The organism is Pseudomonas nitroreducens TX1, from assembly GCF_000313755.1.
Classification (GTDB): domain Bacteria; phylum Pseudomonadota; class Gammaproteobacteria; order Pseudomonadales; family Pseudomonadaceae; genus Pseudomonas; species Pseudomonas nitroreducens_A.
This window is the reverse complement of the sequence record NZ_AMZB01000091.1, coordinates 1-22,883: the sequence shown is the minus strand read 5'-3', so window position 1 is coordinate 22,883 and position 22,883 is coordinate 1. Positions and strand designations below refer to the sequence as shown.

The window sequence follows — 22,883 nt, the reverse complement described above, 5'->3', positions numbered from 1 at the left end:
GCTTACTCCTGATCCTTCAGTACATCGGGCAGGTAGGCGCGGTGGAAGCCGTTGTAGGAGCGGCTCTGTCCCGGCTTTACCTTCGACAGCGGGAAGGCGCGGCTGCCCTGGCTCGCGGCGCCGTCGATGCGAATGGTGTTGCCGCTGATGAAGGCGGCGCCGGGGGAGAGCAGGAAGACGATGGCGGCGGCCACTTCCGACTCGGTGCCGATGCGCTTGAGCGGTACGTGCTCGCGCAGGGTCGGGATCACTGCCTTGAACGCGCCTTCGTAGGTGTCCATGCCGCTGGAAGCGATCCAGCCCGGCGCCACGGCGTTGACCCGCACCCCGGCGTGGCCCCACTCGATGGCGGCGGTCTTGGTGAAGTTCTCCATGCCGGCGCGCGCCGCGCCCGAGTGCCCCATGCCAGGCATGCCGCCCCACATGTCGGCGAGCATGTTGACGATGCTGCCGCCGGTCTTGCTCAGGCTCTGGTTGAACACTTCGCGGGCCATCAGGAAGCCGCCCACCAGGTTGGTGCGCACCACGGCCTCGAAGCCCTTCAGGTTGATCGACGCCAGCGGCGCGGGGTACTGGCCGCCGGCGTTGTTGACCAGGTGATGGATCGGCCCGCGCTCGGCGATGACCTGCGCCACCAGCGCCTTCACCGCGTCTTCGTCGCGGACGTCGCAGCTGTGCCAGCTGGCGCTGCCGCCGTCCTCGATGATTTCGCCGGCGGTCTTCTCCAGCTTCTCGGCCTTGCGCCCGACCAGCACCACGTGGGCGCCCAGGGATGCCAGTTCATGGGCGGTGCAACGACCGATGCCGCTGCCGCCGCCGGTGACGATGATGGTCTGTCCAGCGAACAGGCCGGGTTTGAAGATCGAGTCGTAGCTCATTGTTGTTCTGACTCCGAGGTATCCCGTAGGGCGAATGAAGCGGCACGCTTCATCCGCCGATGGCAATTGGCGGATAACGCTTGTGGCGTTATGCGCCCTACGTTTCTGTTCTTGTGTAGGAGCGAGCTTGCTCGCGAACAGGCTCCGCTGCGAGGCCGGGTTCGCGAGCAAGGGCTAGGCGCCCCCCTCGGTCCTACAGGTTCAGTTCATCGGCGATGTGCTGCGGCACCGCCACCGGGAATTCCAGCAACTGCTGGGCGAAGGCCTTGCCCTGCGGGTCGATGCGCAGGCTGGCGACGCCGCCGCCGCCCAGGGCGTTCTCCAGCAGGAAGTTCAGGCTGTGCGTGCCCGGCAGGTACCAGCGGCAGACGCGGCCAAGCTGTGGGTCCAGCACGTGCTGCATCCAGTCGGCCACCGCGCCTTCGCTCAGCGCGTCGGCGATCCAGGGCAGGTACTCGGGCCGGCGCGCCATCACGCCAATGTTGCTGTGGTTGCCCTTGTCGCCGGAGCGCGCCACGGCCAGCTTCACCAGCGGCACGCTGGCGGGTGCCGGGCCCTCGGTCGCCGGCACCGGGACCTTGTCGGCCAGCGCCGCCGGGTCGAAGGAATCGAGGACGGGCAGGGCGGCGCTGTGGCGCTCACCTTCGATATCCACCGCCAGCTCGCAGGCGTCCTTGTCGATCAGGAAGGAGAACAGGCGGATCACCGGGTATACGCTCGGGCGGCCACCGACTATGCCGGTCAGGCCCGGCGCCATGCCGGTCGCGGCCTGGGCGATCTCGCGGGAAAACAGCACCAGGGCTTCCTTGCGGCTGTGGCGTACGGCGAGTTTGACCACGATTTCGCGATTGTCGCCGCGGCGCCCGTGACCGCCATAGGTGGCTTCGCTGCCGAGCAGTTCCACGCTCACCTCGCGGTACGGGCCCCAGCCGCGTTCCATGAGGATTTCCTCGGTCTTGGCGATGATCGCCTGGCTGACCCGCTCGGCCTTCTTCACCGCGTCGATGCCGGCGATGAGGCAACTGGCGGTGCAGCGGAAACCGTCCGGGTAGGTGGCGCTGACCTTGTATTGCCCGGTCGGCGGCAGGCCGCGCGCGCCGCTGACGGCCACGCGGTTGTCGCCGACCTGGGCGAGCCGGACCTGGGTGAAATCGCAGACCACGTCGGGCAGCAGGTAGGCGCGCGGATCGCCGATCTCGTAAAGCATCTGCTCGCCCACCGACAGCGGCGTCACCAGCCCGCCGGTGCCCTGCGGCTTGGTCACCACGAAGTCGCCGCCGGCCTGCACCTCGACGATGGGAAAACCGATGTGCTCGTAGTCCGGCACGCTTTCCCAGTCGGTGAAATTGCCGCCAGTGCACTGCGCGCCGCATTCGATGATGTGCCCGGCCAGCGCGGCCTGGGCCAGCTTGTCATAGTCGTTCCAGGCCCAGCCGAATTCGTGCACCAAGGCGGCGCTGACCACGGCGCTGTCCACCACGCGGCCGGTGATGACGATATCGGCGCCGGCGTTCAGCGCTGCGACTATGCCGGGGGCGCCGAGGTAGGCGTTGACCGAGACGCACATGGGCGGCAGCGGCGCATCGCTGAACATCTCGCGGATGCCGGCCCTGGCCAGTTCGCCCAGGCGCGGTTGCAGGTTGTCGCCGTGCACCACGGCGATCTTCAGCGCCACACCCGCCTTTTCGCAGGCGGTGGAGAGCGCGTTTGCGCAGGCTTGGGGGTTCACGCCGCCGGCATTGCTGATCACGCGGACCTGTTTCGCCGCGATGTCGCCGAGCAGCGGTGTCATCACGTCGACGAAGTCGGTGGCGTAGCCTGCCTCGGGATTCTTCAGGCGCGCGCCGGCCATGATCGACATGGTGATCTCGGCCAGGTAGTCGAATACCAGGTAGTCCATCTCCGCGCCGCGCACCAGTTGAGCGGCGGCGGTCGAGGTGTCGCCCCAGAAGGCGGAGGCGCAGCCGATACGTACGGTTCTAGTCATTGTTCTGCCCGTGACGCTGAGTGATGGATCGACATTACCAAGCAAGCGCTTGGTTGAAAAGCCCCGAAAGACGATAACCCCAACCAATGGATGGCCAAGCGCTTGCTTGGTTGGGGTTCGGGGGCTTACATTTCGTCAGACAACACAAGCACTTGCAGGGCGTTTCGATCAATCGCCCTGAGCAGATCGGCCGATGGGCCCCATGGGAGAGAACAGCGTGGATGACCGCAAAGCCCGCGAAGTATTGCTGGAGCTGGTCGCAACCGGGCAGATCACCGACCCGGAGAGCGCCCGCGGCAAGCTGTTGCACACGGCCGCGCACCTGTTCCGCAGCAAGGGCTACGAGCGCACCACGGTGCGCGACCTGGCCGGCGCGGTGGGCATCCAGTCCGGCAGCATCTTCCACCACTTCAAGAGCAAGGACGAAATCCTTCGCTCGGTGATGGAGGAAACCATTCTCTACAACACCGCCCTGATGCGCGCCGCCCTGGCCGATGCGACGACCCTGCGCGAACGCCTGCTGGCGCTGATCCGCTGCGAGCTGCAGTCGATCACCGGCGGCACCGGCGAGGCGATGGCGGTGCTGGTCTACGAATGGCGCTCGCTGTCGGAAGAAGGCCAGGTGTACATCCTCAGCCTGCGCGACATCTACGAGCAGATGTGGCTGGAAGTGCTGGAGGAGGCGCGTCAGGCCGGCTTCAGCCAGGGCGATCCGTTCATCCTGCGGCGCTTCCTCACCGGGGCGCTGTCCTGGTCCATCACCTGGTTCCGCCCGGAAGGCAGCCTGACGCTGGACGAATTGGCTGAGCAGGCATTGCTGCTGGTTATTCGCGAGTAGTTTCGGAACGGGTGGGATGCCCATCGCGGATGGAGTCCACTCCCACGCGCGCCGGAGATGTCAGCGTTGCGGCGACTCTACCGGGAGGTGTCGAGCCCTGGGTAAGAGCGGGCTCCGTCCGCGATAGCTCACCGGCGGTACCGATCTGATCAGATAATCCGCAACGGATAACTGAATAGCAGCAAGTGCAGGCAGTTCACCGCCGCATGCAGCAATACGGGGACCACCAGGCGCCCGCTGAAATGGAAGGCCAGCCCGTAGCCCAGGCCGGCGACACCAGCCACCACGGCGAACAGTGGGTTGATCGGCCAGTGCACCATGCCGAAAAGCACGCTGGACGACACCACCCCGGCGATCGCGCCGAAGCGGCGCACCAGTTCACTCTGCAGCAGGCCGCGGAAGAAGGCTTCTTCGGTCAGCGAGATCACGCAAACATTGACCAGCATCCACAGCCAGAAGCCCGGCGGCCATTTCGGGTTCCACACCACCAGACCGCCGGCCACGGCCACCAGCGGCACGGCGAACAGCGTCGTGACGATGACGATGGCGGCGAAGTCGGGTGAGCGTTTTTCCGATGGCACCGGCTTGCGGCGCAGCCACCAGGCGAGCAGGGTAAGACCGACCAGGGCCTTGTCCCAGGACAGGTGCAGGGCATAGACGGGCGCGTCCGGGCTGAGCTGGCGCACTGGCCAGAGCGTCCAGGAAGTGGTGCCCGGTAGCAGGTGCGCGGCCAGGGCAATACTGAGCACCAGGCACACCAGCCACCACAGCAGGGGCGGCAGACGAGCCTCGCCGTAGAGGGTCCAGGCGATGTAGACGGCACCGATCAGCAACCCCACCGGCTGGACGAAACCCAGCGTGAATCCGCAGAGCAACAACAGGATTGGCAGCAGCGGCAGGAGTTTCCTGAGCATTCTTTCCTCCAACAAGGAGGCGCAGTCTAGGCAATTTCGACTGCTGCTGACCATGGCTATGGCCAGTTTTTGACTGAGGCGTCAGTCAGTTAGGCGATTTTCAGCGCTTGTCCCGGGCTTCCTTGGCGTCCATTTCCGCGTTGCGCTCATGGATGCGCTTGAGCTGCTCCTCGGTGAGCGGGAGCTTCTTCGCGGTATCGCGCAGCATCATCAGCGCGCCGACGATGGAGCCCAGGGCTAGGGCAATGATCAACCAGGCATACCAGGGCATGGTCCCGTCTCCGACAAGGGTTATGAATCGTCACGATACGCTGTGATTGGGACCTTGTCAGGCGCGCGCCGGTTCACACGGATCGCTTCAGGCAAATTGCGGTCGCACCCCGGGAATGCGAGTTGCCGGCTGGTTACGGGGCCGCGGCACAAGCCGAGAGGCTCTCGCCAGGGGCTTGTTGCAGGGCGATGACGGCGCTGTGAAGCTTCGCCGCCCCGCGACGGCTGTCACAGGATGGCAATCTGCCGCTGCTCTACTGGCGCCCATCCCAGCGACCGGAGATTCGCCGATGACCACCCGCGCCCTGCATGAGCTGTTGCGCCAGGTTGCGCCCCTGGCGCCGGAGTTGAGCATCAGCGATGTGGCTGAACGCTTCCTCGATGCCGAGCACCGCTCCTTCCTCTCGCTGCCGGTGGTGGACGCCAGCGGAGTACCGCTGGGCCTGGTCAGCCGCAACGGCCTGCAGGACATCTTCATGCAGCGCTTCGGCCGCGACCTCTGGGGCCGCCGCCCGGCCAGCGACGTGATGAACGCCCAGCCGCTGAAGGTACGCGCCGATCTGAGCCTCGAAGAGGCCTCGCAACAGGTCACCGCGCAACTGAACTACCCGATCAGCGAGGACTTCGTCCTGGTGGACGAGCAGGGACTCTACCTCGGTCTGGGCACGGTGCTCGACCTGCTCAAGGCCATGGAGCAGCGCGTCGCCCAGCGCAACCGCGTGCTCAACAAGACGCTGCAGGACCTGCGCGAATCCCAGGTGCAGCTGGTGCAGTCGGAGAAGATGGCCTCCCTCGGGCAGATGGTCGCCGGCGTCGCCCACGAGCTGAACACCCCGCTGGGCTATGTGAAGAACAACGTCGCGCTGCTGCGCGAGCTGCTGGTTCCACTGCTCGATCTTACTGAAGCCCAGGCCCGGTTCAACGAATGCCTGGACGCCCCGGCCTGTGACCCCGTGCAGCTGGCTCGCGCCCGCGCCGCCTTCGAACAGGCCCGCGAAGACGCCGCGCTGGAACAACTGACGGGCGACCTCGACCAGCTTTTCGGCGATACCGATTTCGGCCTGGCGCAGATCGGCGAACTGGTCGGCGGGCTGAAAGACTTTGCCCGCCTGGACCGCGCCCGCAGCGAGGAAGTCGATCTCAACGACTGTGTGCGCAGTGCGCTGCTGATCGCCCGCAACAGCATCAAGGAAAAGGCCGAAGTCGCCACCCAGCTGGGCACGCTGCCAAAGGTCGCGTGCGCCGCCAGCCAGATCAACCAGGTGCTGCTCAATCTGTTGACCAACGCCGCCCAGGCGATGGAGAAGTTCGGCCTGATCCAGGTGAAGTCCTGGGCCGATGAGACCCATGTGCACCTGTCCGTGCAGGACAACGGCAAGGGTATGAACGAGGAGGTGCGCGCGCGCATCTTCGACCCCTTCTTCACCACCAAGCCGGTGGGGCAGGGCACGGGCCTGGGCCTGTCGATCAGCTACAAGATCGTCCAGGACCACGGCGGCCGCATCCGCGTGGCGTCCGAACCCGGACGTGGCACGCGATTCCTCATCAGCCTGCCGCTCGCGCAGGCCAGCGAACTGAAACGGAGCGCCTGAACATGAGCCAGCCTGTCCGCATCCTCTTCGTCGACGACGAGGAACGCATCCTGCGCAGCCTCGCGATGCAGTTCCGCCGTCACTACGAGGTGCTGGTGGAAACCGACCCGCAAAAGGCCCTGCAGCGCCTGCGCGATGAGCGCATCGACATCCTCGTCAGTGACCAGCGCATGCCGCAGATGACCGGCGCCGAGCTGCTCGCCCAGGGCAGTGAGATCGCCCCGGACACCCTGCGCATCCTGCTGACCGGGTACTCGGACCTCGACGCCGCGGTGGATGCGCTCAACAGCGGCGGTATCTTCCGCTACCTGACCAAGCCCTGGGATCCGCAGGAAATGGCCTTCACCCTGCGCCAGGCGGCGGAAATCGCCCGGCGCCAGGCACCGGCCGAGCCCATCGACACCAAGGCCATCAGTCGCGTGGTCGCACCGCTCAACGTGCTGCTGCTGGACGAGGATCCCGAAACCCTGGCCTGCGTCGGCGAATTCTGCAGCGCCGGCACCCACCAGCTGCACCGTGCGCGCAACCTGGCCGAGGCCATCGTGCGGCTGAACAGCGAGCCCATCGACATTCTCGTCAGTGACCTGAAGCTCGCCGGCGAAGACACCGCGCCGCTGCTCAAGTCCCTGGCCCAGGCCCATCCGCGCCTGCTGAGCATCGTGGTCACGCCGTTCCGCGACACCCAGGACCTGCTGGCGCTGATCAACCAGGCGCAGATATTCCGTTACCTGCCCAAGCCGATCCGCCGGGGGCTGTTCGAAAAGGGGCTGAAGGCTGCCGCCGAGCAGGCGCTGCTGTGGCGCGCGCAGCCCGAACAGAAGGTCGCGCGCATCGCCGAAGTGCCGCGCGAGGAGCGCGAGCGGGAGAAGGTCGGCAGCCTGCTGGGTATGCTCGGCCGCCTGCGCGAGCGGCTGAGTGCCTGATCGCCGTCGGCGACGCAGCATTCCTGCCGGGCGGGCTACGGAAGTCGGCGCGTTTCTGCGACAATGCGCGCCGATTTTTTCGATACCCGCGAGAGAGCCCATGTCCGCCTGCCAGACCCCGATCATCGTCGCCCTGGATTTCCCCACCCGTGAAGCCGCGCTGGCGCTGGCCGACCAGCTGGACCCGAAGCTGTGCCGGGTGAAGGTAGGCAAGGAGCTGTTCACCAGCTGCGCCGCCGGTATCGTCGAGACCCTGAACAGTCGCGGTTTCGAAGTCTTCCTCGACCTGAAATTCCACGACATACCCAACACCACCGCGATGGCCGTGCGCGCCGCCGCCGAAATGGGCGTGTGGATGGTCAACGTGCACTGCTCCGGCGGCCTGCGCATGATGAGCGCCTGCCGTGAGACCCTGGATGCCTTCAACGGCCCATCGCCGCTGCTGATCGGCGTGACCGTGCTGACCAGCATGGAGCGCGAGGACCTGGCCGGCATCGGCCTGGATGTCGAGCCCCAGGAGCAGGTGCTGCGGCTTGCCAGTCTCGCTCAGAAAGCTGGCATGGACGGCCTGGTGTGTTCCGCCCAGGAGGCGCCGGCGCTGAAGGCGGCGCACCCGGCGCTGCAACTGGTCACCCCTGGCATCCGCCCGGCCGGCAGCGCCCAGGACGACCAGCGCCGCATCCTCACCCCGCGCCAGGCGCTGGACAACGGCTCCGACTACCTGGTGATCGGCCGCCCGATCAGCCAGGCCGCCGACCCGGCCAAGGCTTTGGCCGAGATCGCTGCCAGCCTGGCCTGAGCCTTCTTCGGACATGAAAAAGCCCGCATCGCTGCGGGCTTTTTGCTTTTCGTAGGGGCGAGCTTGCTCGCGAACCGCCCAGCTCATTCGCTGCCTGGAAATCCGTTCGCGAGCAAGCTCGCTCCTTCAAGGTTCAGCCGTGCGCTTGAGTGGCGGACTGAGGACGACCCACCCAGCGCTCGCGCAGCACGTCGTACACCCAGTTGAACACCAGCGCGTAGGGCAGGAAGAACAGCACCAGGCCGATGTCGAGGATGAAGGCTTCCAGCAGGCTCACCGACAGCCACCAGGCGGCCAGCGGCACCAGCAGGACGATCAGGCCCAGTTCGAACAGCGAGGCGTGCAGTACGCGCACCGGCAGGGTGCGGGAAAAGCCCATGCGGTTCTGTGCGCGGTCGAAAGCGGCGTTGAACAGCATGTTCCACAGGGTGGCGATGGCCGAGAACATCAGGGTCATGGCGCCCATGTGGCCCAGCGGTTTATCCATCAGCCAGGCCAGGGTCGGTGCGCAGATGATGACCGCCAGCAGTTCGAAAAGTACGGCGTGGAACATCCGTTCTTTCAGGGTTTTGTTCGGGCTCATGGCTAACTCCAGATAAAAAGATACAGGCCGACTCCGTCGGTCCGGCGCCATTATCATCGGTCGACCGGCTGGAACTAAGTTGGATACCATCGGCTTAACCGATGGAAGAGGGCGCTCTCGATGCAATATTCCCCCGAATCGCTGCAGGCCTTCGCCGAAGCGGCCTGCCTGGGCTCGTTCAGCGCCGCCGCGCGCAAGCTGGGCAAGAGCCAGTCCACCGTCAGCGAGGCCATTGCGCGGCTGGAGATCGATCTGGGCCTGACGCTGTTCGACCGCAGCAGCCGCCAGCCACAGCTGACCGAGGCCGGTCACGCGCTGCTCGGGCGAGTGGAGGAAGTGCTGATGGCGAACGACCGCCTCGGCCAACTCGCCCATCAGCTCGTCGGAGGATTGGAGTCGCGGGTGACCCTGGCGATGTCCGACACCTACCAATCCGCTGAATTCGAGGCGCGGTTGGCGGAGATCGACGCGCGCTATCCAGACCTTGAGTTCGAGTGGCTGATCGCCGAGGACAGCGACGTGCTCGATCTGGTCGTCCAGGGCCGCGCCAGCCTCGGCCTGCTGGCGGCGCAGGCGGAATACGCACCGGACATCAGCTCGGCGACCCTGAGCGAGCAGGCCGAGTTCGGTCTCTTCGTCAGCCGCGACCATCCGCTGGCCGGCCGCGCGCGGGTGGAGCGCGAGGACCTGCTGGCCTACCGCGCGCTGCGCCTGAATACCTACCTGGACGACGCTGCGCCCATGCTTGGTGGCCGTTGCTGGAGCGCACCAAACTACCTGCTGTTGCTGGACATGGCGGTACTGGGCTTCGGATGGGTCGAATTGCCTAGTTGGATGGTAGGACGCTTCGCCAGCGGGCGTATGCAGGAGCTGAAGGTCGCTGGCTGGCCGCGCCGGGTGGCGGTCGATGTGATCTGGTCGCGCCAACGCCGGCTCGGGCCGGCCGCGAGTTGGCTGGCGGAGCGCCTGCTGGGGCGCTGAGGCGCTCTGGATCACAGCTCTACATCACAGATTGCGGACTAAATGTGTCGAAGCCTTTGATGCGCTGTCCTGGATCAGTAGGATCGGAGTTTTCCGAGGGAGATAGGGTCAGGATGCATGCCAAGCTTGAGAATTGTCTGAAGGCAGTCGATCAGGTTCTGCTCGGCAAGGAAGTGCAGGTAAGACTGGCGCTGACCTGCCTGCTGGCCCGTGGTCACCTGCTCATCGAAGACCTGCCCGGCATGGGCAAGACCACCCTCAGCCACGCCCTGGCGCGGGTGCTGGGGCTGAGCTTTCAGCGCATTCAGTTCACCTCCGACCTGTTGCCCGGCGATGTGCTGGGCACCTCGGTGTTCGACAAGGACACCGGGCAGTTCGTCTTCCATCCCGGGCCTATCTTTTCCGAACTGGTGCTGGCCGACGAGATCAACCGCGCCACGCCCAAGAGCCAGAGCGCTTTGCTCGAAGCCATGGAGGAAGGGCAGGTGACCATCGAAGGCGCGACCCGGCCGCTGCCCGAGCCCTTCTTCGTCATCGCCACGCAGAATCCGGTGACACAGGGCGGCACTTTCGCGCTCCCTGAGTCCCAGCTCGACCGCTTCCTCATGCGCCTGTCCCTGGGCTACCCCGGCCGCGCCGCCGAGAAAGCGCTGCTGCTGGGCGAGGCGCGCCGCGATCTGCTGCCGCGTCTGGAGCCGGTACTGGATCCTCGGGAGCTGCAGGCCTTGCAGGGCGAGGTACTGGAGGTGCGCGCCAGCGATGCCCTGGTCGACTATGTGCTGCGTCTGGTGGAAGCCACGCGCACCCAGCCGGCCTTCGCCCTCGGCCTGTCGCCGCGAGGCAGCCTGGCATTGCTGGCGGCGGCCCGCGCCTGGGCGCTGCTCGCCGGGCGCGATTATGTGATTCCCGAGGACGTGCAGGCCGTCCTGCCCTCGGTGGCCGGCCACCGCCTGCGTGACCAGGCTGATCCGGCCGGTCATGGCGGCGGCGCGCTGGTGCAATGGTTGCTCCGCGAAGTCCCGGCGCTCTGAGATGCTGGTCAGGGTCAGGCCGCTGTGGCAGAGCTGGATAGCCCGGCGCATACCGCCAGCGCCCTCGCTGCAGCTCAACCAGCGGCGCATCTTCATCATTCCCACGCGGCAGGGAATGGCCTTTGGCGTTGCCCTGTTGCTGATGCTGCTCACCGCGATCAACTACCAGAACAGCCTGGCTTACGGCCTGACTTTCCTGCTGCTGTCGCTGTTCATTGTCGCCATCCTGCACACCTACCGTAACCTGGGTGGCCTGCGCCTGACAGCCCTCGGCGCGCAGCCGGTGTTCGTCGGCGAACAGGCGGCATTGCGCGTGCGATTGGAGGGCGAAGGGCGCGCGCGCCAGGCCATCGGCCTGGGCTGGGAGGCCGAGCGCATGCAGTTCGCCGACGTCGCGGCCAATCATGCAGAGGAAGTCCTGCTCACCGTGATGGCACCGCGGCGCGGCTGGCTGCGTCCCGGTCGCCTGCGGGTAGAGAGCCGTTTCCCGCTGGGGCTGCTGGTGGCCTGGAGCTGGGTGGATCTGGACCAGGCAGTGCTGGTCTACCCCCATCCGCAGCCGGGCGACCTGCCGCTGGAGGGCGGGCCTGCGGAGAAAGATGAAGAAGGAGTCCGCCCCAGTGGTCGCGGCGTCGACGATTACCAGGGGCTGCGGCCCTACCAGCCCGGCGACTCGCGCCGCCGCCTGCACTGGAAAGCCTATTCCCGGGGCCAGGGTTTGCTGGTGAAGGATTTCTCCGCGCTGGCCGGGCGCAACGTCTGGCTGGAGTTCGACAGCCTGGGCGGCGACACCGAGGGGCGCTTGTCGCGCCTGTGCTTCTGGGTCCTGCAACTGTCGCTGCGCCAGCAACCCTTCGGCCTGCGTCTGCCTGATGTGCAATTGCCGGTCGGTCTGGACGATGGCCATCGTGATGCGTGCCTGCGAGCCCTGGCGTTGCACGGAGTGAAGCGATGAGCAACGCGGCGGCGATTGCCGCGCAGCCCATCCCCCGTGTAGCGCTGACCTGGCTGCTGGTGGGCCAGGCGGTGGTGATCATCCCGCATCTGGAACATCTGCCGATCTGGATCGTCGCGCTCTGGCTGGGGTGCGCCGCCTGGCGCATCCAGGTGTTCCGCATGCGCGCCAGCTATCCCAGCGGCGTCGCCAAGCTCGCGTTGGTCGCGGCGGCAGGGTTGGGGGTATGGTTCTCGCGCGGCTCGTTGATCGGGCTAGATGCCGGTGTGGTGCTGCTGATCGCGGCCTTCGTGGTCAAGCTGGTGGAGCTCAAGACCCGCCGCGATGCCTGGGTGCTGATCCTGCTGGGCTTCTTCGCAGTGACCACCAGCTATCTGTTCCAGGACGACATCATCGCCGCCGCCTTCAGCCTGCTGCCGGTGCTGGCCCTGTTGGCGGCGGCCATCGGCCTGCAGCAGAGCAGCTTCGCCGCGCGGCCGATGCCGACCCTGCGCCTGGCCGGCGGCCTGTTGCTGCAAGCCTTGCCGCTGATGCTGCTGATGTTCGTGCTGTTCCCGCGCGTGGGGCCGCTGTGGTCGCTGCCGCTACCTGGCGAGCAGGCGGTCACCGGGCTGAGCGACTCCATGGCGCCGGGGGACATGGTGTCGCTCAGTCAATCTCCCGCATTGGCGTTTCGCGTGAGCTTCGACGGCCAGCCTCCAGCGCATTCCCAGCTGTACTGGCGGGCGTTGACGCTCGAACGCTTCGACGGCGTGCGCTGGACCACTGCCTTCCAGCGCGGCGATGTCCCGCCGCAATGGCACGGGCAGGGCGAGGCGCTGAACTACCAGGTGATCATGGAGCCCAACGGGCGGCCCTGGCTGTTCGCTCTCGACGTGGCGCAGACGCCGTTGGGCGATGCTCGGCTGATGAGTGACTTCCACCTGGAGCGGCGAACGCCGGTGCGCCAGGCACTGATGTACCGCGCGACGTCCTGGCCGCAGGCTTTGCTCGAACCTACCGACGATGCCCGTGCCCGGCGAGTGAACCTGACGCTGCCCCCGTCCGGCAATCCACAGGCCCGGGAATGGGCGCAGCAGTTGCGCGAACGTTATCCGCAGCCCGGTGCGTTGGTGCAGGCGATGTTACGGCATTTCCGCGAGCTGCCTTTCAGCTACACCCTCAGGCCGCCGGAAACGGGGCCCGAGCGCATCGATGGATTCCTCTTCAACACGCGGGCGGGCTTCTGCGAGCACTACGCCGGTGCCATGGCCTTCGTACTGCGGGCGGCAGGCGTCCCGGCGCGGGTCGTCACCGGCTATCAGGGCGGCGAGACCAGCTCGACGGGAAATTACCTGAGCATCCGGCAGTTCGATGCCCATGCCTGGGTGGAATACTGGCAGGACGGCAGCGGCTGGAGACGGGTCGACCCCACCGGCGCGGTATCGCCCGAACGCATCGAACAGGGGCTGGAGGCCGCCATGAGCAGCGAAGGGAGCTTCCTCGAGCAGGATCCGTTCTCGCCACTGCGCTATCGCAATTTTGCGCTGATCAACAGCCTGCGCGCCGCCTGGGATAATCTGAATTATCGCTGGCAGGCCTCGGTGCTCGGTTACCAGAGCGAGCAGCAGGGTGACCTGCTGCGGCGCTGGTTCGGCGATTTTGGCCGGCAATGGATCGGCGCCCTGCTGGTGGGCGGCGGGGCGCTGCTGCTGGGTCTGTTGACACTGGCGCTGTTCAAGCCCTGGCGGCGCTCCAGTGACCCGCAGCTGCGCAGCTTCCAGCGTTTCGAGCGGATGCTGGCGCCGTTGGGGTTGCGCCGCGAGTCAGGTGAGGGCGCACGGGATTTCTGTCGGCGTGCGATCAAGGCGCTGCCCGCCCACGCACAGTCGATCCACAGTTATCTGGAAGCCTTCGAAAAACAGCGCTACGGCCGGGAAGCCGCAGCGCCTGCCCAATTGCACGCGCGACTGGCTCGCTTGCGCCGCGAGCTGCCGTGGCGTCTGCGGCGCCCTTGCTGAAACGGGACGCGACATCCCGCCCCTTGCCGCTGCGTTGGCCGGGGCTAACCTGATATTTCACCCACCGGAGCGGAGCCTGCCGTGACCTCCTTCTGCGATTACCTGGTGAGCCATCTGATCGAGCAGGAGGTCGCGCTGTTTTCCGCGTCCTCCCGGCTGAAGGCCGAGTCCGACCCTGAAGCGCTGCATGACCTGCGTATCGCCGTGCGCCGCCTGCGCAGCCTGTTGCACCCGGTGCGCGGCATGCCCGGCATCGATGAACTGGAGCAGGCGCTGAGCGACATGGGCCGCCTCAGTGGCCCGCTGCGAGACCTCGAGGTGCTGCTGCCAGTGCTGGAGGCCGAAGGTTACGAACGTGCCGCCGCGCTGCGCCGGCCCGCGTTGATCTCCGGCTACGCCACGCTCCTCGCCAGCCCGCAGTGGGAGCGCCTGATGATGCGCCTGGATGGCTGGCCACAACTGTGGCGCACCTCCGAGCGCCACGGCGTGCTCAAGGGGCTGCATGGCAAGGTGGAGAAGCGCCTGGCCAGGGAATGGCAGAAGCTGCGCGACGCCCTCAAGGACCCGGATCACGACCGTCATCGCCTGCGCCTGCTGATCAAGCGGGTGCGCTATTCGCTGGAGGTCTACCCCGAGGAATCCGCCGTGCCGCAACGCCTGCTGGCGCCGCTGAAGGATGCGCAATCGGCGTTGGGCGACTGGCATGACTACGAGCAATGGCTGATCCGCAGCGAGCGCGAGCTGGACCTGATGCCGCTGCAGCCGCACTGGAATGCCCGCCACGACCTCGCCGAGCGCCTCGCCGACGAGAGCCTGGAGGCCCTGGAGAAGGCGTTGCATAGAGGCCATTGATGACCGGGCATTTCCTGCAAGGGACAAGGCTTTGGATGGTTTGCCGGGGTCGCCGCTGCCCCTAAGATCGCAACCTGCTGCCATTTTTCAGAAGCCCCAAGGAAGTCGACCATGTCCTTCAGCGAAATGCTCCGGGCGGTGCGCGCCGCGCCGTTCTCCATCGTCATCCCTGCCGCCTGGGCCCAGGGCCGTGCGAGTTTCGGCGGCCTGGTGGCGGCGCTGGCCTACGAGGCCATGGCATCGGTGGCCGAGGCCGGGCGGCCGGTGCGTTCGCTGGCGATCACCTTCGTCGGCCCCATCGAGGTGGAAGTGCCGGTGAGCTTCGAGGCGGAAGTCCTGCGCGAGGGCAAGTCGGTCAGCCAGGTGTTCTGCCGCGCCGTGCAGAACGGCCAGGTAGTCCTGCTGGCCCAGGGCAGTTTCGGGGTGGGGCGTGAGTCCAGCGTGCAGATGGACGGCTTGCCGCCACCGGCCTTCAAGGCCGTGGAGGACTGCCAGGAATTGCCCTATATCCGCAAGCTGATGCCGGCCTTCACCCAGAACATCGCCATGCGCTGGGCGGTCGGGCACATGCCGTTCTCGGCCAGCCGCGAGCGCGAAATGGGAGGCTGGATGCGTTTCCGTGGCGACGACGTGGGCGACGAGCCGATGGAGGTCAGTCACCTGCTGGCGCTGATCGATGCCTGGCCGCCGGCCAACCTGCCGCACCTGAAATCCCCGGCTCCCTCCAGCTCGTTGACCTGGACCGTGGAGTTCGTCCAGCCGCTGCCGTCGATGCCCGCCAATGACTGGTGCCAGTACCTGGCGACCATCGAGCATGCCCGCGATGGCTATGGCCATATCGCGGCGCAGACCTGGTCGGCCGATGGCCAGTTGCTCGCCATCGGCCGGCAGACGGTGACCATCTTCGGCTGACGTTATTCCGCTAGACGCCGGGCGCGATTTCCGTCCGGTTGCGGCCGCCAGCCTTCGCCCGGTACAGGGCCCGGTCGGCACGAGCGAGCAGGTCTTCCAGGCGCAGTTCGCCATCGAGCCGCGCGGCCACGCCAATGCTCAGCGTCAGGCGCACGCGGCTGCCGTCCTCGCTGCTGAAAGACAGCGCCTGCACGCTGTTGCGTACCCGCTCGGCGACCTGCAGCGCCTGCTGCAGGTCGGTCTCCGGAAGGATCGCAGCAAACTCTTCGCCGCCCAGGCGGCCGAGCAGGTCCACCTCGCGCAGCCCTTGCGTCAGCTCCTTTGCCACGGCTTGCAGCACGGCGTCGCCGAAAGCGTGGCCGTGGGTATCGTTGATCGGCTTGAAAAAATCGATGTCCAGCATCAGCGCCGCGCACTGGCGCTCGTAGCGCTGCGCGCTCTTGAGCAGCGCGACGCCGCGTTTGACGAACGCATGGCGGTTCTGCAGGCCGGTCAGCGGGTCGGTGGTCGCCAGCAGGCGCAGTTCCTGCTCCATGGCCTTGCGCTGGTTGATGTCGAAGCTCCAGACCAGCGAGGCGGGGCGGCCGTCCACTTCCATCTTCCGCGCCCAGACGATGGCCCAGTACGACGGGTTGCCCGCCAGGCGGGTTTCCCAGCTGTCCAGCTGGCCATGCTCGGCCAGCGACTGGCGGAAGCGTGCCTCCTCGTCGGGGGCGTCGAACAGCTGGCGCAGGGTGAAGGGCTCGTCCGGGTGGATGCCGCTGCGCTGCAGCAGGCGCGGGCTGACGTAATGGGCGCGGGAGTCCTCGTCGCTCAGCAGCGCCACGTCGCTGGGGCTGGTGTCGAGAATGTAGCGCAGCAGCGTCTTGCGCTCGCTCAGTTCCTGGGTGCGTTGTTCGACGCGTTGCTCGAGCGACTGGTTGAGATCGTGCAGGCGCTGGGTGAGCTGCAGCTTGCGCCGCGAGTTGGCGATCACCCGCAGGGCCAGCAGCACGCTGCACAGGCCGAGGCCGAAGAGCACCCAGGCCAGCAGGTTGAAGGCATGTTGCAGGTCCTGGCGCTCGGCGTCCATGTAGTTGGTCAGTGCAATGTTGGTGACCACCACCAGTTCGTGGGCGGGTTCGAGCAGGGGCGGTAGTTCACGCAGCATCTCGCCGGCAAGGACTTTCGCCGCTGCCGGCTGGCCCCAGGGCGCGCGCCTGAGCCAGGCGTCGCTCAGATGCTGGATCGTCTCCAGCGTTGCCTGTACTTCCGGTCGCGGCACGACCAGGTAGTCGTAGACGGGCGTGGTACGCAGCGGCGGCAGGAGGCTGGCGAGCACTTCAACGCGCGTTGCCAGGGCATCGCTGTCACTCTTGCCGGCGAGTACCTGCCGGGCACTGTTCAGCGAGCGCTCCAGCTCGGTGCGCAGCTGGTAGGCCTGCCACAGTTCGCTGTGGGCATCGGGGTGGGCCAACTGGCGGACGTGCTGGTGGACCAGCAGCAGCGCCGCGCCGGCGCCGGCGGTCAGCGCCGCGATCAGGCCGCTGAGGATGATGATGGTCAGGCGGCGATAGCGCCGCCTGGGAGGCTGCGGGGGCACGGCGATCACTCCAGGGTAATGCGGCTTACCTGCCAGACGGTGCGGTTGAAGTAGACCTGGGTCCGCAACTCCGGGTGATCGACCATCGGGTAGATGACGAACAGCGGGCCGCGCTCGGCGATACCGATGGAGTGGCCGTCCCGGCGGTAGGCGAGGATCGGCTCGAAGGCGTCGAGGTCTCCCAGCGGAATCAGGGTGGAGTAGTCGTTCAGTGCCTCGACTCGCAGGTGCTGGGTGTCTGCACGCTCGAAGCCGACGAGCAGCGCTTCCAGGTCGCGCAGGCGGTAATGGCGCAGGAGCTGCGGCTGGCCTTTCACTGCGACGATCAGCACGGTGCGCTCGGCCTCCGGTTTCAGGGTCGAGTACGCAGGCATGACAATAAACAGGCAGGCGAAAATGCCAATAAAATGGCGAAACGCTGACATCTCAACAGCTCGTGACGAAATCTCGACGATTATATCGGCGAACCCGCCTGCTACTTGAATGGCCGAAATGCCGCGCCCCGCGGGTGGAATTGCTCAGCGCCGGCGATGACGCCAGGCACGCCACCATTCACCGCTCAGGACAAAGCGCGGGAAGGTGACGAATTGCTCCACCAACAGCCGACTCACGGCGTCCTTGCGGTCGCTGAAGGGTTCGGGGGCCTGCTCCTCGAGCTGGTGCCCGCGGCCCTGGATGGCCAGCGAGGCGATCATGCCGATCATCCCCAGCAGAAGGGCCGATAGGCTCAGGCCGAACAGCCCGCTGAGCAGCGTCAGCGCGCCGAGGATGAACAACGGCACGGCAATGATATGCAGTGCCAGGTTGGTCGGATGGCGGTGGTTGGCAGCGTAGCCCTGCCACTGCCAGGAAAGGAGGTTGGGGTGACGTTTGCCCATGGTGCAGCTCCCTGAACTGAGAAGCTCGCCTGAGCGCAGGCGGGCGGAATGTCAGCAGTCTAGGTGCAGCCTTGGCCCCTGCGCCAATGAGCGCGGGCTATGCGGGCGATAGGGATTACAGGCGCAGCTGGCGGATGGCGCGGCTGAGCTCACCGGCGAGGTCCGCCAGCTGATGGCTGGTGCCGGCCGACTCGACGGTCTGCTGCACAGTGTGTTCGGTGACGTCGCGGATGCCGACGACCGAGCGGGTCATTTCCTCGGCAACCTGGCTCTGCTGTTCGGCGGCCACGGCGATCTGGGTATTGCTCTCGCGCATCAGCGCCACGGCCGAGGCGATGGCTGCGAGGGCTTCCCCGGCTTCGCGAGCTTCCTCGACGCAGCCGTCGGCCTTGATCGAGCTTTCCTGCATGAACTCCACGGCGTCGCGGGTGCCGGACTGCAGCGCGTTGATCATCTGGGTGATCTCGTCGGTAGAGTCCTGCACGCGCTTGGCGAGGTTACGCACCTCATCGGCGACCACGGCGAAGCCGCGACCCATCTCGCCGGCGCGGGCGGCCTCGATGGCGGCGTTGAGGGCGAGCAGGTTGGTCTGCTCGGCGATGCCGTGGATCACGCTGACCACGCTGCTGATCTTGTGGCTGTCCTGGGCGAGTTGCTGGATCATCTCGGCGGTCTGCTGCACGCCCTGGGACAATCCGGCGATGGACTGGCCGACGCGACCGACCACCTGTTGACCATTGCCGGCGAGGCGGTCGGCTTCCTGCGACTGGTCGCGGGTATCGGCCGCATGCTGGGCGATGTGGTGGACGGTGGTGGACATCTCGTTGATGGCGGTGGCGGCCTGGTCGGTCTCGCTCTGCTGGCCGAGCATGCCCTGGCGCACCTGGCCCATGCTGCTGGCGAGGCTGCGCGCGCCTTCGTCCAGACGGCCGGCGGCCTGGGCGACGGTGCCGACCACGCGCTGGTAGCCGGCTTGCATGGCATTGAAGGCGGTGGCCATCTGGCCGACTTCGTCGCGGCTTTCCAGCGGTACGCGGGCAGCCAGGTCGCCGCTCTTCTCCACGTGGAGCATCACGTCGCGCAGGGTCAGCAGGTGGGTGAGGATGAAGCGGATCAGCAGCTGCGAGGCGGCCAGCAGGGCCAGCATCAGCACCAATACGGCGCCGGCGAAGGGCAGGGCGCGGTCCTCGAAGATGCCCCAGAAATCGGCGCCGGGGGCGAGCACGGCGACGCGCTGGCCATTGCCGACATCCTGTACGTAGGCGCCGGCCAGTGCACCTTGGCGGCTCTGCGCGCCTTGCAGGTCAACCCAGCCATTGGCGCGGGCAAGTGTGGAGCCGTCGATACCGGCGATCTGCGGTGTGCTGCCGCTGGCGAAGCCGACAAGATTCGGCGAAGTCGGCAATGCCGAGCCTGCCGGCCAGTTCTTCAGCAGCTGCGCCTGGGCTTCGGCACCCTGGCGTGCCTGCTGGTTGCGCCCGTCGAGCTCCTGGTGCATGGCGAACAGCACCAGCAGCAGGGTGGTGACGAAGGCGACCGCATTGACGGCCCAGAACTTGTACTTGAGGGAAATGTCGCGGATCCAGGCGGCCATAAATCTCTTCTTGTCGGTCGAATAGTGGCGATGCGCCATTATTGTCGTGAAAAGGATGAAGGTGGCCATTGATGGGAATCAAGCCACCTTCCGCTCCCGACTTATCGGCTGACGAAGGACGATCTTGAGAGCCGGTTCAGATTTCCGGCAGGTCGAAGAAGCGTCGTGCGCATTCGGTGGTGTGGGCTGCGACCCGTGCTGCGCTCTCGCCCCGATGCTGGGCCACGCAGGCCAGCACTTCGGGCAGGTAGGCCGGCTGATTGCGTCCATTCTTGGGCTTCGGGCGCAGCGTGCGCGGCAATAGATAAGGTGCGTCGCTTTCCAGCATCAGCCGGCCTTCGGGGATTTCCCGAACCAGTTCCTGCAGGTGGGTGCCGCGCCGCTCGTCGCAGATCCAGCCGGTGATGCCGATGTGCAGGTCGAGGTCGAGGTAGGAATACAGCGTGCGTCGCTCGCCGGTGAAGCAATGCACCACGGCCGCGGGCAGCTTGTCGCGGAAGTCCTTGAGGATCGCCAGCAAGCGCTCACCGGCGTCGCGCTCGTGGATGAACACCGGCAACTGCAATTCCACCGCCAGGCCCAGCTGTTCTTCGAAGGCCTTCTCCTGCGATGGACGCGGCGAAAAGTCACGGTTGAAGTCCAGCCCGCATTCCCCGACCGCCTTCACCCTGTCCTCGGCCAGCAGGCCGCGCAGCGTCCTGGCGCTGCCGTTGTCCCAGTGGCTGGCTTCGTGCGGATGGACGCCGGCAGTGCAGTAAAGACGCTGTTCTTCGTCCAGTTGGCGGCACAGTTCCAGGGCCTGTTCGCTGTCGTCCAGGCTGGTCCCGGTCAGCACCATCTGCACGACGCCGGCCTCGATTGCGCGAGCGAGGACCGCTTCACGTTCCGGGACGAAGCTCGGGTGGGTGAGGTTGACGCCGATGTCGATCAGTTGCATTTTTGTTCCCTTTGTTCGGAAGCGGAGCATAGCAAAAGCCGCTTTCTTGACGAAAATTCTTCAAAAACAACAGGTTGAGGAGTATTCCGAAGATATATCGGAAGTTTCGGGTTGGTGTTTCTCCCCTCCTGTGAGAGTCTTGCGCGCCCTTGGCGACCGGGAACTACCGGTCGAAACCGCACTCTAAACGGCCCTTTGCCGAGTGCGAGCCCCCGGAGAGCTGGATGACCCGACTGTTGCTGCTACTGCTGTGCCTCGTGGCTCTGATGCCACTGCCGGCGGCTGCTCGCCTGACGGCCCAGGCGGAAAACTGGGAGCAGGAAAGCAGTGACGCGCGCGATCTCGCCGCCATTCGCTCCGGCGGCACGCTGCGGGTTCTGGTCAACCAGAGCCGCAACAGTTCTGGCGAAATCAAGGGCGAACCCATCGGCATCGAATACCGCCGCCTGCGCGCCTTCGAGCAATACCTCAACGACAATTCCCCGGGGCGCAAGCCGCTCACCATCAAATTCATTCCCAAGGCCAAGGACCAGTTGCTCGGCGCGTTGCAGCGCGGTGAAGGCGATCTGGTCGCGCCCGGGGAAGTCCTGCTCGCCCGCGATGGCCAGAACGTCAGCCCCAGCCTGCCGTGGAAGGCCGATGTGCCACTGGTGCTGGTGACCAGGCAGGGCAACCGCAAGTTCGTGCGCCTGGAGCAACTCGCCGGCCGCACTATCACCTTGCCGGCCGGCAGTGCCGCTGGCGAGGCCGTCCGCAAGGTCAACGAGCGCCTGGCGCAGAAGCGGCTGGCGCCGCTGGTGCTGGAATGGACCGATTCCTCCCTGGCCGTGGAAGACGTGCTGGAGATGGTCCAGGCCGGCATCTTCAACTACACCGTGGTCGAGCAGCCGATTGCTGAACGCTGGAGCAAGGTCTTCACCAAGCTGCGCGTCGATCGGCACCTGGTGCTGGACAACAGCGAGCCGATGGCCTGGTACGTGCGCCGCGATGCGCCGATGCTGCGCGCCAGCGTCAACCGCTTCCTCAAGGACTACCGCGCGCCGGCGGACCAGGACATGGCATTCCAGCGCCTTTACCGCCGTGCCTACCAGGTGCGCAATCCGCTGGTGGTGCCCGACCGCAAGCGACTGGAAGCCGTGCGTCCGACCCTGCAGCGCTACGGCGAGCAGAGCAAGGTCGACTGGCTCGCGCTGGCCGCCGTGGCCTTCAAGGAATCCAATCTCAATGCCAGCGCGCGCGGCACTGGCGGCGCTACCGGGCTGATGCAGATCACCCCGGCGGCGGCCCGCGCGGTGGGCGTGGATACCGTGCACCAGAAGGAGAGCAATGTGCAGGCCGCCAGCCGATACATGGCGATGCTGCGCAAGCGCTTCTTCTCCAGCCCGCGCATCAACGAACGGGACCGCATGGCCTTCGTTCTTGCTGCCTACAACGCCGGTCCCGAGCGGGTGCAAAGCCTGCGCGCAGAGGCCAAGCGCCAGGGCCTGAACCCCAACCAGTGGTTCTTCCAGGTCGAGCGCGTAGCGGCCGAGCAACTGGGTATGGGGGTGGTGAACTACGTCAGTAGCGTCAACAAGTACTATCTTGCATATCAGCGGGAACGTGATGGCCTCGAGCCACGTGAAAGCGTGGCGGCAATCAAGAAGTAATCGGTTTGTTCGATAGTTATCAGCGCGATTTTGCGCTTTTGATATCGGAAAAACTGGATATATTGGTCGCCAAGCAACCACGGTTGTCACTCACTTCCTACGCACCCCTTCGCTCCCACTAGAGCTCGCATAAGGACGCACCATGAACTCGCTGATCAAATCCATCCTGACCACCAACGCTGGCGCCGGCATCGCTGTACTGCGCATCACCACCGGCCTGACCTTCATGGCACACGGTTCGCAGAAACTTTTCGGAGCCTTCGGTGGCCCCGGTCTGCAAGGCATGGCGGGCTGGCTGGAGTCACTTGGAGTGACCCCCGGCTATCTGATGGCCGCCCTGGCCGGCAGCGCCGAGTTCTTTGGTGGTCTGGCGCTGGTCCTGGGCCTGCTGGTGCGCCTGGCGAGCATCCCGCTGATCGTCGCCATGCTGGTAGCTGTGTTCAGCGTGCACCTGGCCAACGGCTTCTTCATCACCGCCAACGGCTTCGAATACGCCTTCACCCTGATCATGATCAGCGTTGCGCTGCTGATCAGCGGCGCCGGCCCGTTCTCCCTGGACCGCAAGCTGTCCAGCTGATACGGACGCCATCCCTGAAAAAGCCGGGCATTGCCCGGCTTTTTCGTTTGTGTCGGCTTCACGGGATACCTGTGGGAGCGAGCTTGCTCGCGAACCGCCTGATGCCGGTCCGGCCGGAGACACTGTTCGCGAGCAAGCTCGCTTGTATGGC

22 protein-coding genes are annotated in these 22,883 nt (G+C 66.2%); 12 read left to right on the top strand and 10 right to left on the bottom strand.

Going from position 1 to position 22,883, the window contains the following annotated elements:
• Nucleotides 1-2 precede the first annotated feature (2 nt).
• Nucleotides 3-878 (bottom strand): SDR family oxidoreductase, encoded by an 876-nt coding sequence (locus tag C167_RS0107235; RefSeq protein WP_017517597.1) that lies wholly within the window; start codon nt 876-878, stop codon nt 3-5.
• 193 nt (nt 879-1,071) lie between these two features.
• Nucleotides 1,072-2,865, bottom strand: coding sequence for an acyclic terpene utilization AtuA family protein (locus tag C167_RS0107230; protein ID WP_017517596.1), 1,794 nt, complete (start codon nt 2,863-2,865; stop codon nt 1,072-1,074).
• Between the two features lie 217 nt (nt 2,866-3,082).
• Between C167_RS0107230 and C167_RS0107225 the strand changes: the two genes are divergently transcribed.
• Nucleotides 3,083-3,703 carry a TetR/AcrR family transcriptional regulator gene (locus C167_RS0107225; RefSeq protein WP_037006034.1) on the top strand — a complete coding sequence of 207 codons (621 nt, stop codon included), beginning with the start codon at nt 3,083-3,085 and terminating at the stop codon, nt 3,701-3,703.
• A 149-nt stretch (nt 3,704-3,852) separates the two neighbouring features.
• Here C167_RS0107225 and C167_RS0107220 read toward each other — a convergent pair whose 3' ends face one another.
• Both C167_RS0107220 and C167_RS33635 read right to left on the bottom strand, forming a co-directional pair.
• Nucleotides 3,853-4,617: a CPBP family intramembrane glutamic endopeptidase gene (locus tag C167_RS0107220; protein ID WP_017517594.1), complete on the bottom strand. Its 765-nt coding sequence runs from the start codon at nt 4,615-4,617 to the stop codon at nt 3,853-3,855.
• A gap of 100 nt (nt 4,618-4,717) precedes the next feature.
• Nucleotides 4,718-4,888: a DUF2897 family protein gene (locus C167_RS33635; protein WP_017517593.1), complete on the bottom strand. Its 171-nt coding sequence runs from the start codon at nt 4,886-4,888 to the stop codon at nt 4,718-4,720.
• A gap of 289 nt (nt 4,889-5,177) precedes the next feature.
• Here C167_RS33635 and C167_RS0107210 point away from each other — a divergent pair, with 289 nt between their 5' ends.
• The 3 genes from C167_RS0107210 (at nt 5,178) to pyrF (ending at nt 8,201) form a co-directional block, all read left to right on the top strand.
• The gene (locus C167_RS0107210; RefSeq protein ID WP_017517592.1) at nt 5,178-6,479 is read left to right on the top strand and encodes a sensor histidine kinase; all 1,302 of its coding nucleotides are present in this window, start codon (nt 5,178-5,180) and stop codon (nt 6,477-6,479) included.
• Nucleotides 6,480-6,481: 2 nt separating this feature from the next.
• A complete protein-coding gene (locus C167_RS0107205) occupies nt 6,482-7,402 on the top strand; it encodes a response regulator (protein ID WP_017517591.1) in 921 nt (306 codons plus the stop codon).
• Between the two features lie 100 nt (nt 7,403-7,502).
• Nucleotides 7,503-8,201: an orotidine-5'-phosphate decarboxylase gene (pyrF, locus tag C167_RS0107200; protein ID WP_017517590.1), complete on the top strand. Its 699-nt coding sequence runs from the start codon at nt 7,503-7,505 to the stop codon at nt 8,199-8,201.
• A 133-nt stretch (nt 8,202-8,334) separates the two neighbouring features.
• Here pyrF and C167_RS0107195 read toward each other — a convergent pair whose 3' ends face one another.
• On the bottom strand, nt 8,335-8,784 hold the full coding sequence (locus C167_RS0107195; RefSeq protein ID WP_017517589.1) for a multidrug/biocide efflux PACE transporter: 450 nt from the start codon (nt 8,782-8,784) through the stop codon (nt 8,335-8,337).
• Nucleotides 8,785-8,904: 120 nt separating this feature from the next.
• Between C167_RS0107195 and C167_RS0107190 the strand changes: the two genes are divergently transcribed.
• The 6 genes from C167_RS0107190 (at nt 8,905) to C167_RS0107165 (ending at nt 15,515) form a co-directional block, all read left to right on the top strand.
• On the top strand, nt 8,905-9,765 hold the full coding sequence (locus C167_RS0107190) for a LysR family transcriptional regulator (protein ID WP_017517588.1): 861 nt from the start codon (nt 8,905-8,907) through the stop codon (nt 9,763-9,765).
• Between the two features lie 113 nt (nt 9,766-9,878).
• Complete coding sequence (locus C167_RS0107185; protein ID WP_017517587.1) at nt 9,879-10,796, top strand: AAA family ATPase; 918 nt, start codon at nt 9,879-9,881, stop codon at nt 10,794-10,796.
• A 1-nt stretch (nt 10,797) separates the two neighbouring features.
• Entirely contained in the window at nt 10,798-11,751 is a 954-nt protein-coding gene (locus tag C167_RS0107180) for a DUF58 domain-containing protein (protein ID WP_017517586.1), read from the top strand.
• Complete coding sequence (locus C167_RS0107175; protein ID WP_017517585.1) at nt 11,748-13,751, top strand: transglutaminase TgpA family protein; 2,004 nt, start codon at nt 11,748-11,750, stop codon at nt 13,749-13,751. The genes C167_RS0107180 and C167_RS0107175 overlap by 4 nt, the downstream gene beginning before the upstream one ends.
• Before the next feature lie 81 nt (nt 13,752-13,832).
• Complete coding sequence (locus tag C167_RS0107170; RefSeq protein ID WP_017517584.1) at nt 13,833-14,603, top strand: CHAD domain-containing protein; 771 nt, start codon at nt 13,833-13,835, stop codon at nt 14,601-14,603.
• 111 nt (nt 14,604-14,714) lie between these two features.
• Nucleotides 14,715-15,515, top strand: coding sequence for an acyl-CoA thioesterase (locus C167_RS0107165; RefSeq protein ID WP_017517583.1), 801 nt, complete (start codon nt 14,715-14,717; stop codon nt 15,513-15,515).
• Nucleotides 15,516-15,525: 10 nt separating this feature from the next.
• Here the strand turns inward: C167_RS0107165 and C167_RS0107160 are convergent, their stop codons facing one another.
• From C167_RS0107160 to C167_RS0107140, 5 genes are all read right to left on the bottom strand, one after another.
• The gene (locus C167_RS0107160) at nt 15,526-17,103 is read right to left on the bottom strand and encodes a GGDEF domain-containing protein (protein WP_026078860.1); all 1,578 of its coding nucleotides are present in this window, start codon (nt 17,101-17,103) and stop codon (nt 15,526-15,528) included.
• A complete protein-coding gene (locus tag C167_RS35050) occupies nt 17,103-17,471 on the bottom strand; it encodes a hypothetical protein (protein WP_235154297.1) in 369 nt (122 codons plus the stop codon). The genes C167_RS0107160 and C167_RS35050 overlap by 1 nt, the downstream gene beginning before the upstream one ends.
• 144 nt (nt 17,472-17,615) lie before the next feature.
• Nucleotides 17,616-17,975 carry an Mpo1-like protein gene (locus C167_RS0107150; RefSeq protein ID WP_017517580.1) on the bottom strand — a complete coding sequence of 120 codons (360 nt, stop codon included), beginning with the start codon at nt 17,973-17,975 and terminating at the stop codon, nt 17,616-17,618.
• Between the two features lie 115 nt (nt 17,976-18,090).
• Nucleotides 18,091-19,569, bottom strand: a complete 1,479-nt coding sequence (locus tag C167_RS0107145) for a methyl-accepting chemotaxis protein (RefSeq protein WP_017517579.1) — start codon at nt 19,567-19,569, stop codon at nt 18,091-18,093.
• Between the two features lie 136 nt (nt 19,570-19,705).
• A complete protein-coding gene (locus C167_RS0107140; protein ID WP_017517578.1) occupies nt 19,706-20,506 on the bottom strand; it encodes a TatD family hydrolase in 801 nt (266 codons plus the stop codon).
• Between the two features lie 224 nt (nt 20,507-20,730).
• Between C167_RS0107140 and C167_RS0107135 the strand changes: the two genes are divergently transcribed.
• A complete protein-coding gene (locus C167_RS0107135; RefSeq protein ID WP_017517577.1) occupies nt 20,731-22,155 on the top strand; it encodes a transglycosylase SLT domain-containing protein in 1,425 nt (474 codons plus the stop codon).
• Nucleotides 22,156-22,297: 142 nt separating this feature from the next.
• Nucleotides 22,298-22,732 (top strand): DoxX family protein, encoded by a 435-nt coding sequence (locus C167_RS0107130; RefSeq protein ID WP_017517576.1) that lies wholly within the window; start codon nt 22,298-22,300, stop codon nt 22,730-22,732.
• Nucleotides 22,733-22,883 lie beyond the last annotated feature (151 nt).

Coding starts and splice junctions, on each gene's coding strand:
- C167_RS0107235 (WP_017517597.1), bottom strand. CDS start 878: ATGAGCTACGACTCGATCTTCAAACCCGGCCTGTTCGCTGGACAGACC.
- C167_RS0107230 (WP_017517596.1), bottom strand. CDS start 2,865: ATGACTAGAACCGTACGTATCGGCTGCGCCTCCGCCTTCTGGGGCGAC.
- C167_RS0107220 (WP_017517594.1), bottom strand. CDS start 4,617: ATGCTCAGGAAACTCCTGCCGCTGCTGCCAATCCTGTTGTTGCTCTGC.
- C167_RS33635 (WP_017517593.1), bottom strand. CDS start 4,888: ATGCCCTGGTATGCCTGGTTGATCATTGCCCTAGCCCTGGGCTCCATC.
- C167_RS0107210 (WP_017517592.1), top strand. CDS start 5,178: ATGACCACCCGCGCCCTGCATGAGCTGTTGCGCCAGGTTGCGCCCCTG.
- C167_RS0107205 (WP_017517591.1), top strand. CDS start 6,482: ATGAGCCAGCCTGTCCGCATCCTCTTCGTCGACGACGAGGAACGCATC.
- pyrF (WP_017517590.1), top strand. CDS start 7,503: ATGTCCGCCTGCCAGACCCCGATCATCGTCGCCCTGGATTTCCCCACC.
- C167_RS0107195 (WP_017517589.1), bottom strand. CDS start 8,784: ATGAGCCCGAACAAAACCCTGAAAGAACGGATGTTCCACGCCGTACTT.
- C167_RS0107190 (WP_017517588.1), top strand. CDS start 8,905: ATGCAATATTCCCCCGAATCGCTGCAGGCCTTCGCCGAAGCGGCCTGC.
- C167_RS0107185 (WP_017517587.1), top strand. CDS start 9,879: ATGCATGCCAAGCTTGAGAATTGTCTGAAGGCAGTCGATCAGGTTCTG.
- C167_RS0107180 (WP_017517586.1), top strand. CDS start 10,798: ATGCTGGTCAGGGTCAGGCCGCTGTGGCAGAGCTGGATAGCCCGGCGC.
- C167_RS0107175 (WP_017517585.1), top strand. CDS start 11,748: ATGAGCAACGCGGCGGCGATTGCCGCGCAGCCCATCCCCCGTGTAGCG.
- C167_RS0107165 (WP_017517583.1), top strand. CDS start 14,715: ATGTCCTTCAGCGAAATGCTCCGGGCGGTGCGCGCCGCGCCGTTCTCC.
- C167_RS35050 (WP_235154297.1), bottom strand. CDS start 17,471: ATGCCTGCGTACTCGACCCTGAAACCGGAGGCCGAGCGCACCGTGCTG.
- C167_RS0107150 (WP_017517580.1), bottom strand. CDS start 17,975: ATGGGCAAACGTCACCCCAACCTCCTTTCCTGGCAGTGGCAGGGCTAC.
- C167_RS0107145 (WP_017517579.1), bottom strand. CDS start 19,569: ATGGCCGCCTGGATCCGCGACATTTCCCTCAAGTACAAGTTCTGGGCC.
- C167_RS0107140 (WP_017517578.1), bottom strand. CDS start 20,506: ATGCAACTGATCGACATCGGCGTCAACCTCACCCACCCGAGCTTCGTC.
- C167_RS0107135 (WP_017517577.1), top strand. CDS start 20,731: ATGACCCGACTGTTGCTGCTACTGCTGTGCCTCGTGGCTCTGATGCCA.
- C167_RS0107130 (WP_017517576.1), top strand. CDS start 22,298: ATGAACTCGCTGATCAAATCCATCCTGACCACCAACGCTGGCGCCGGC.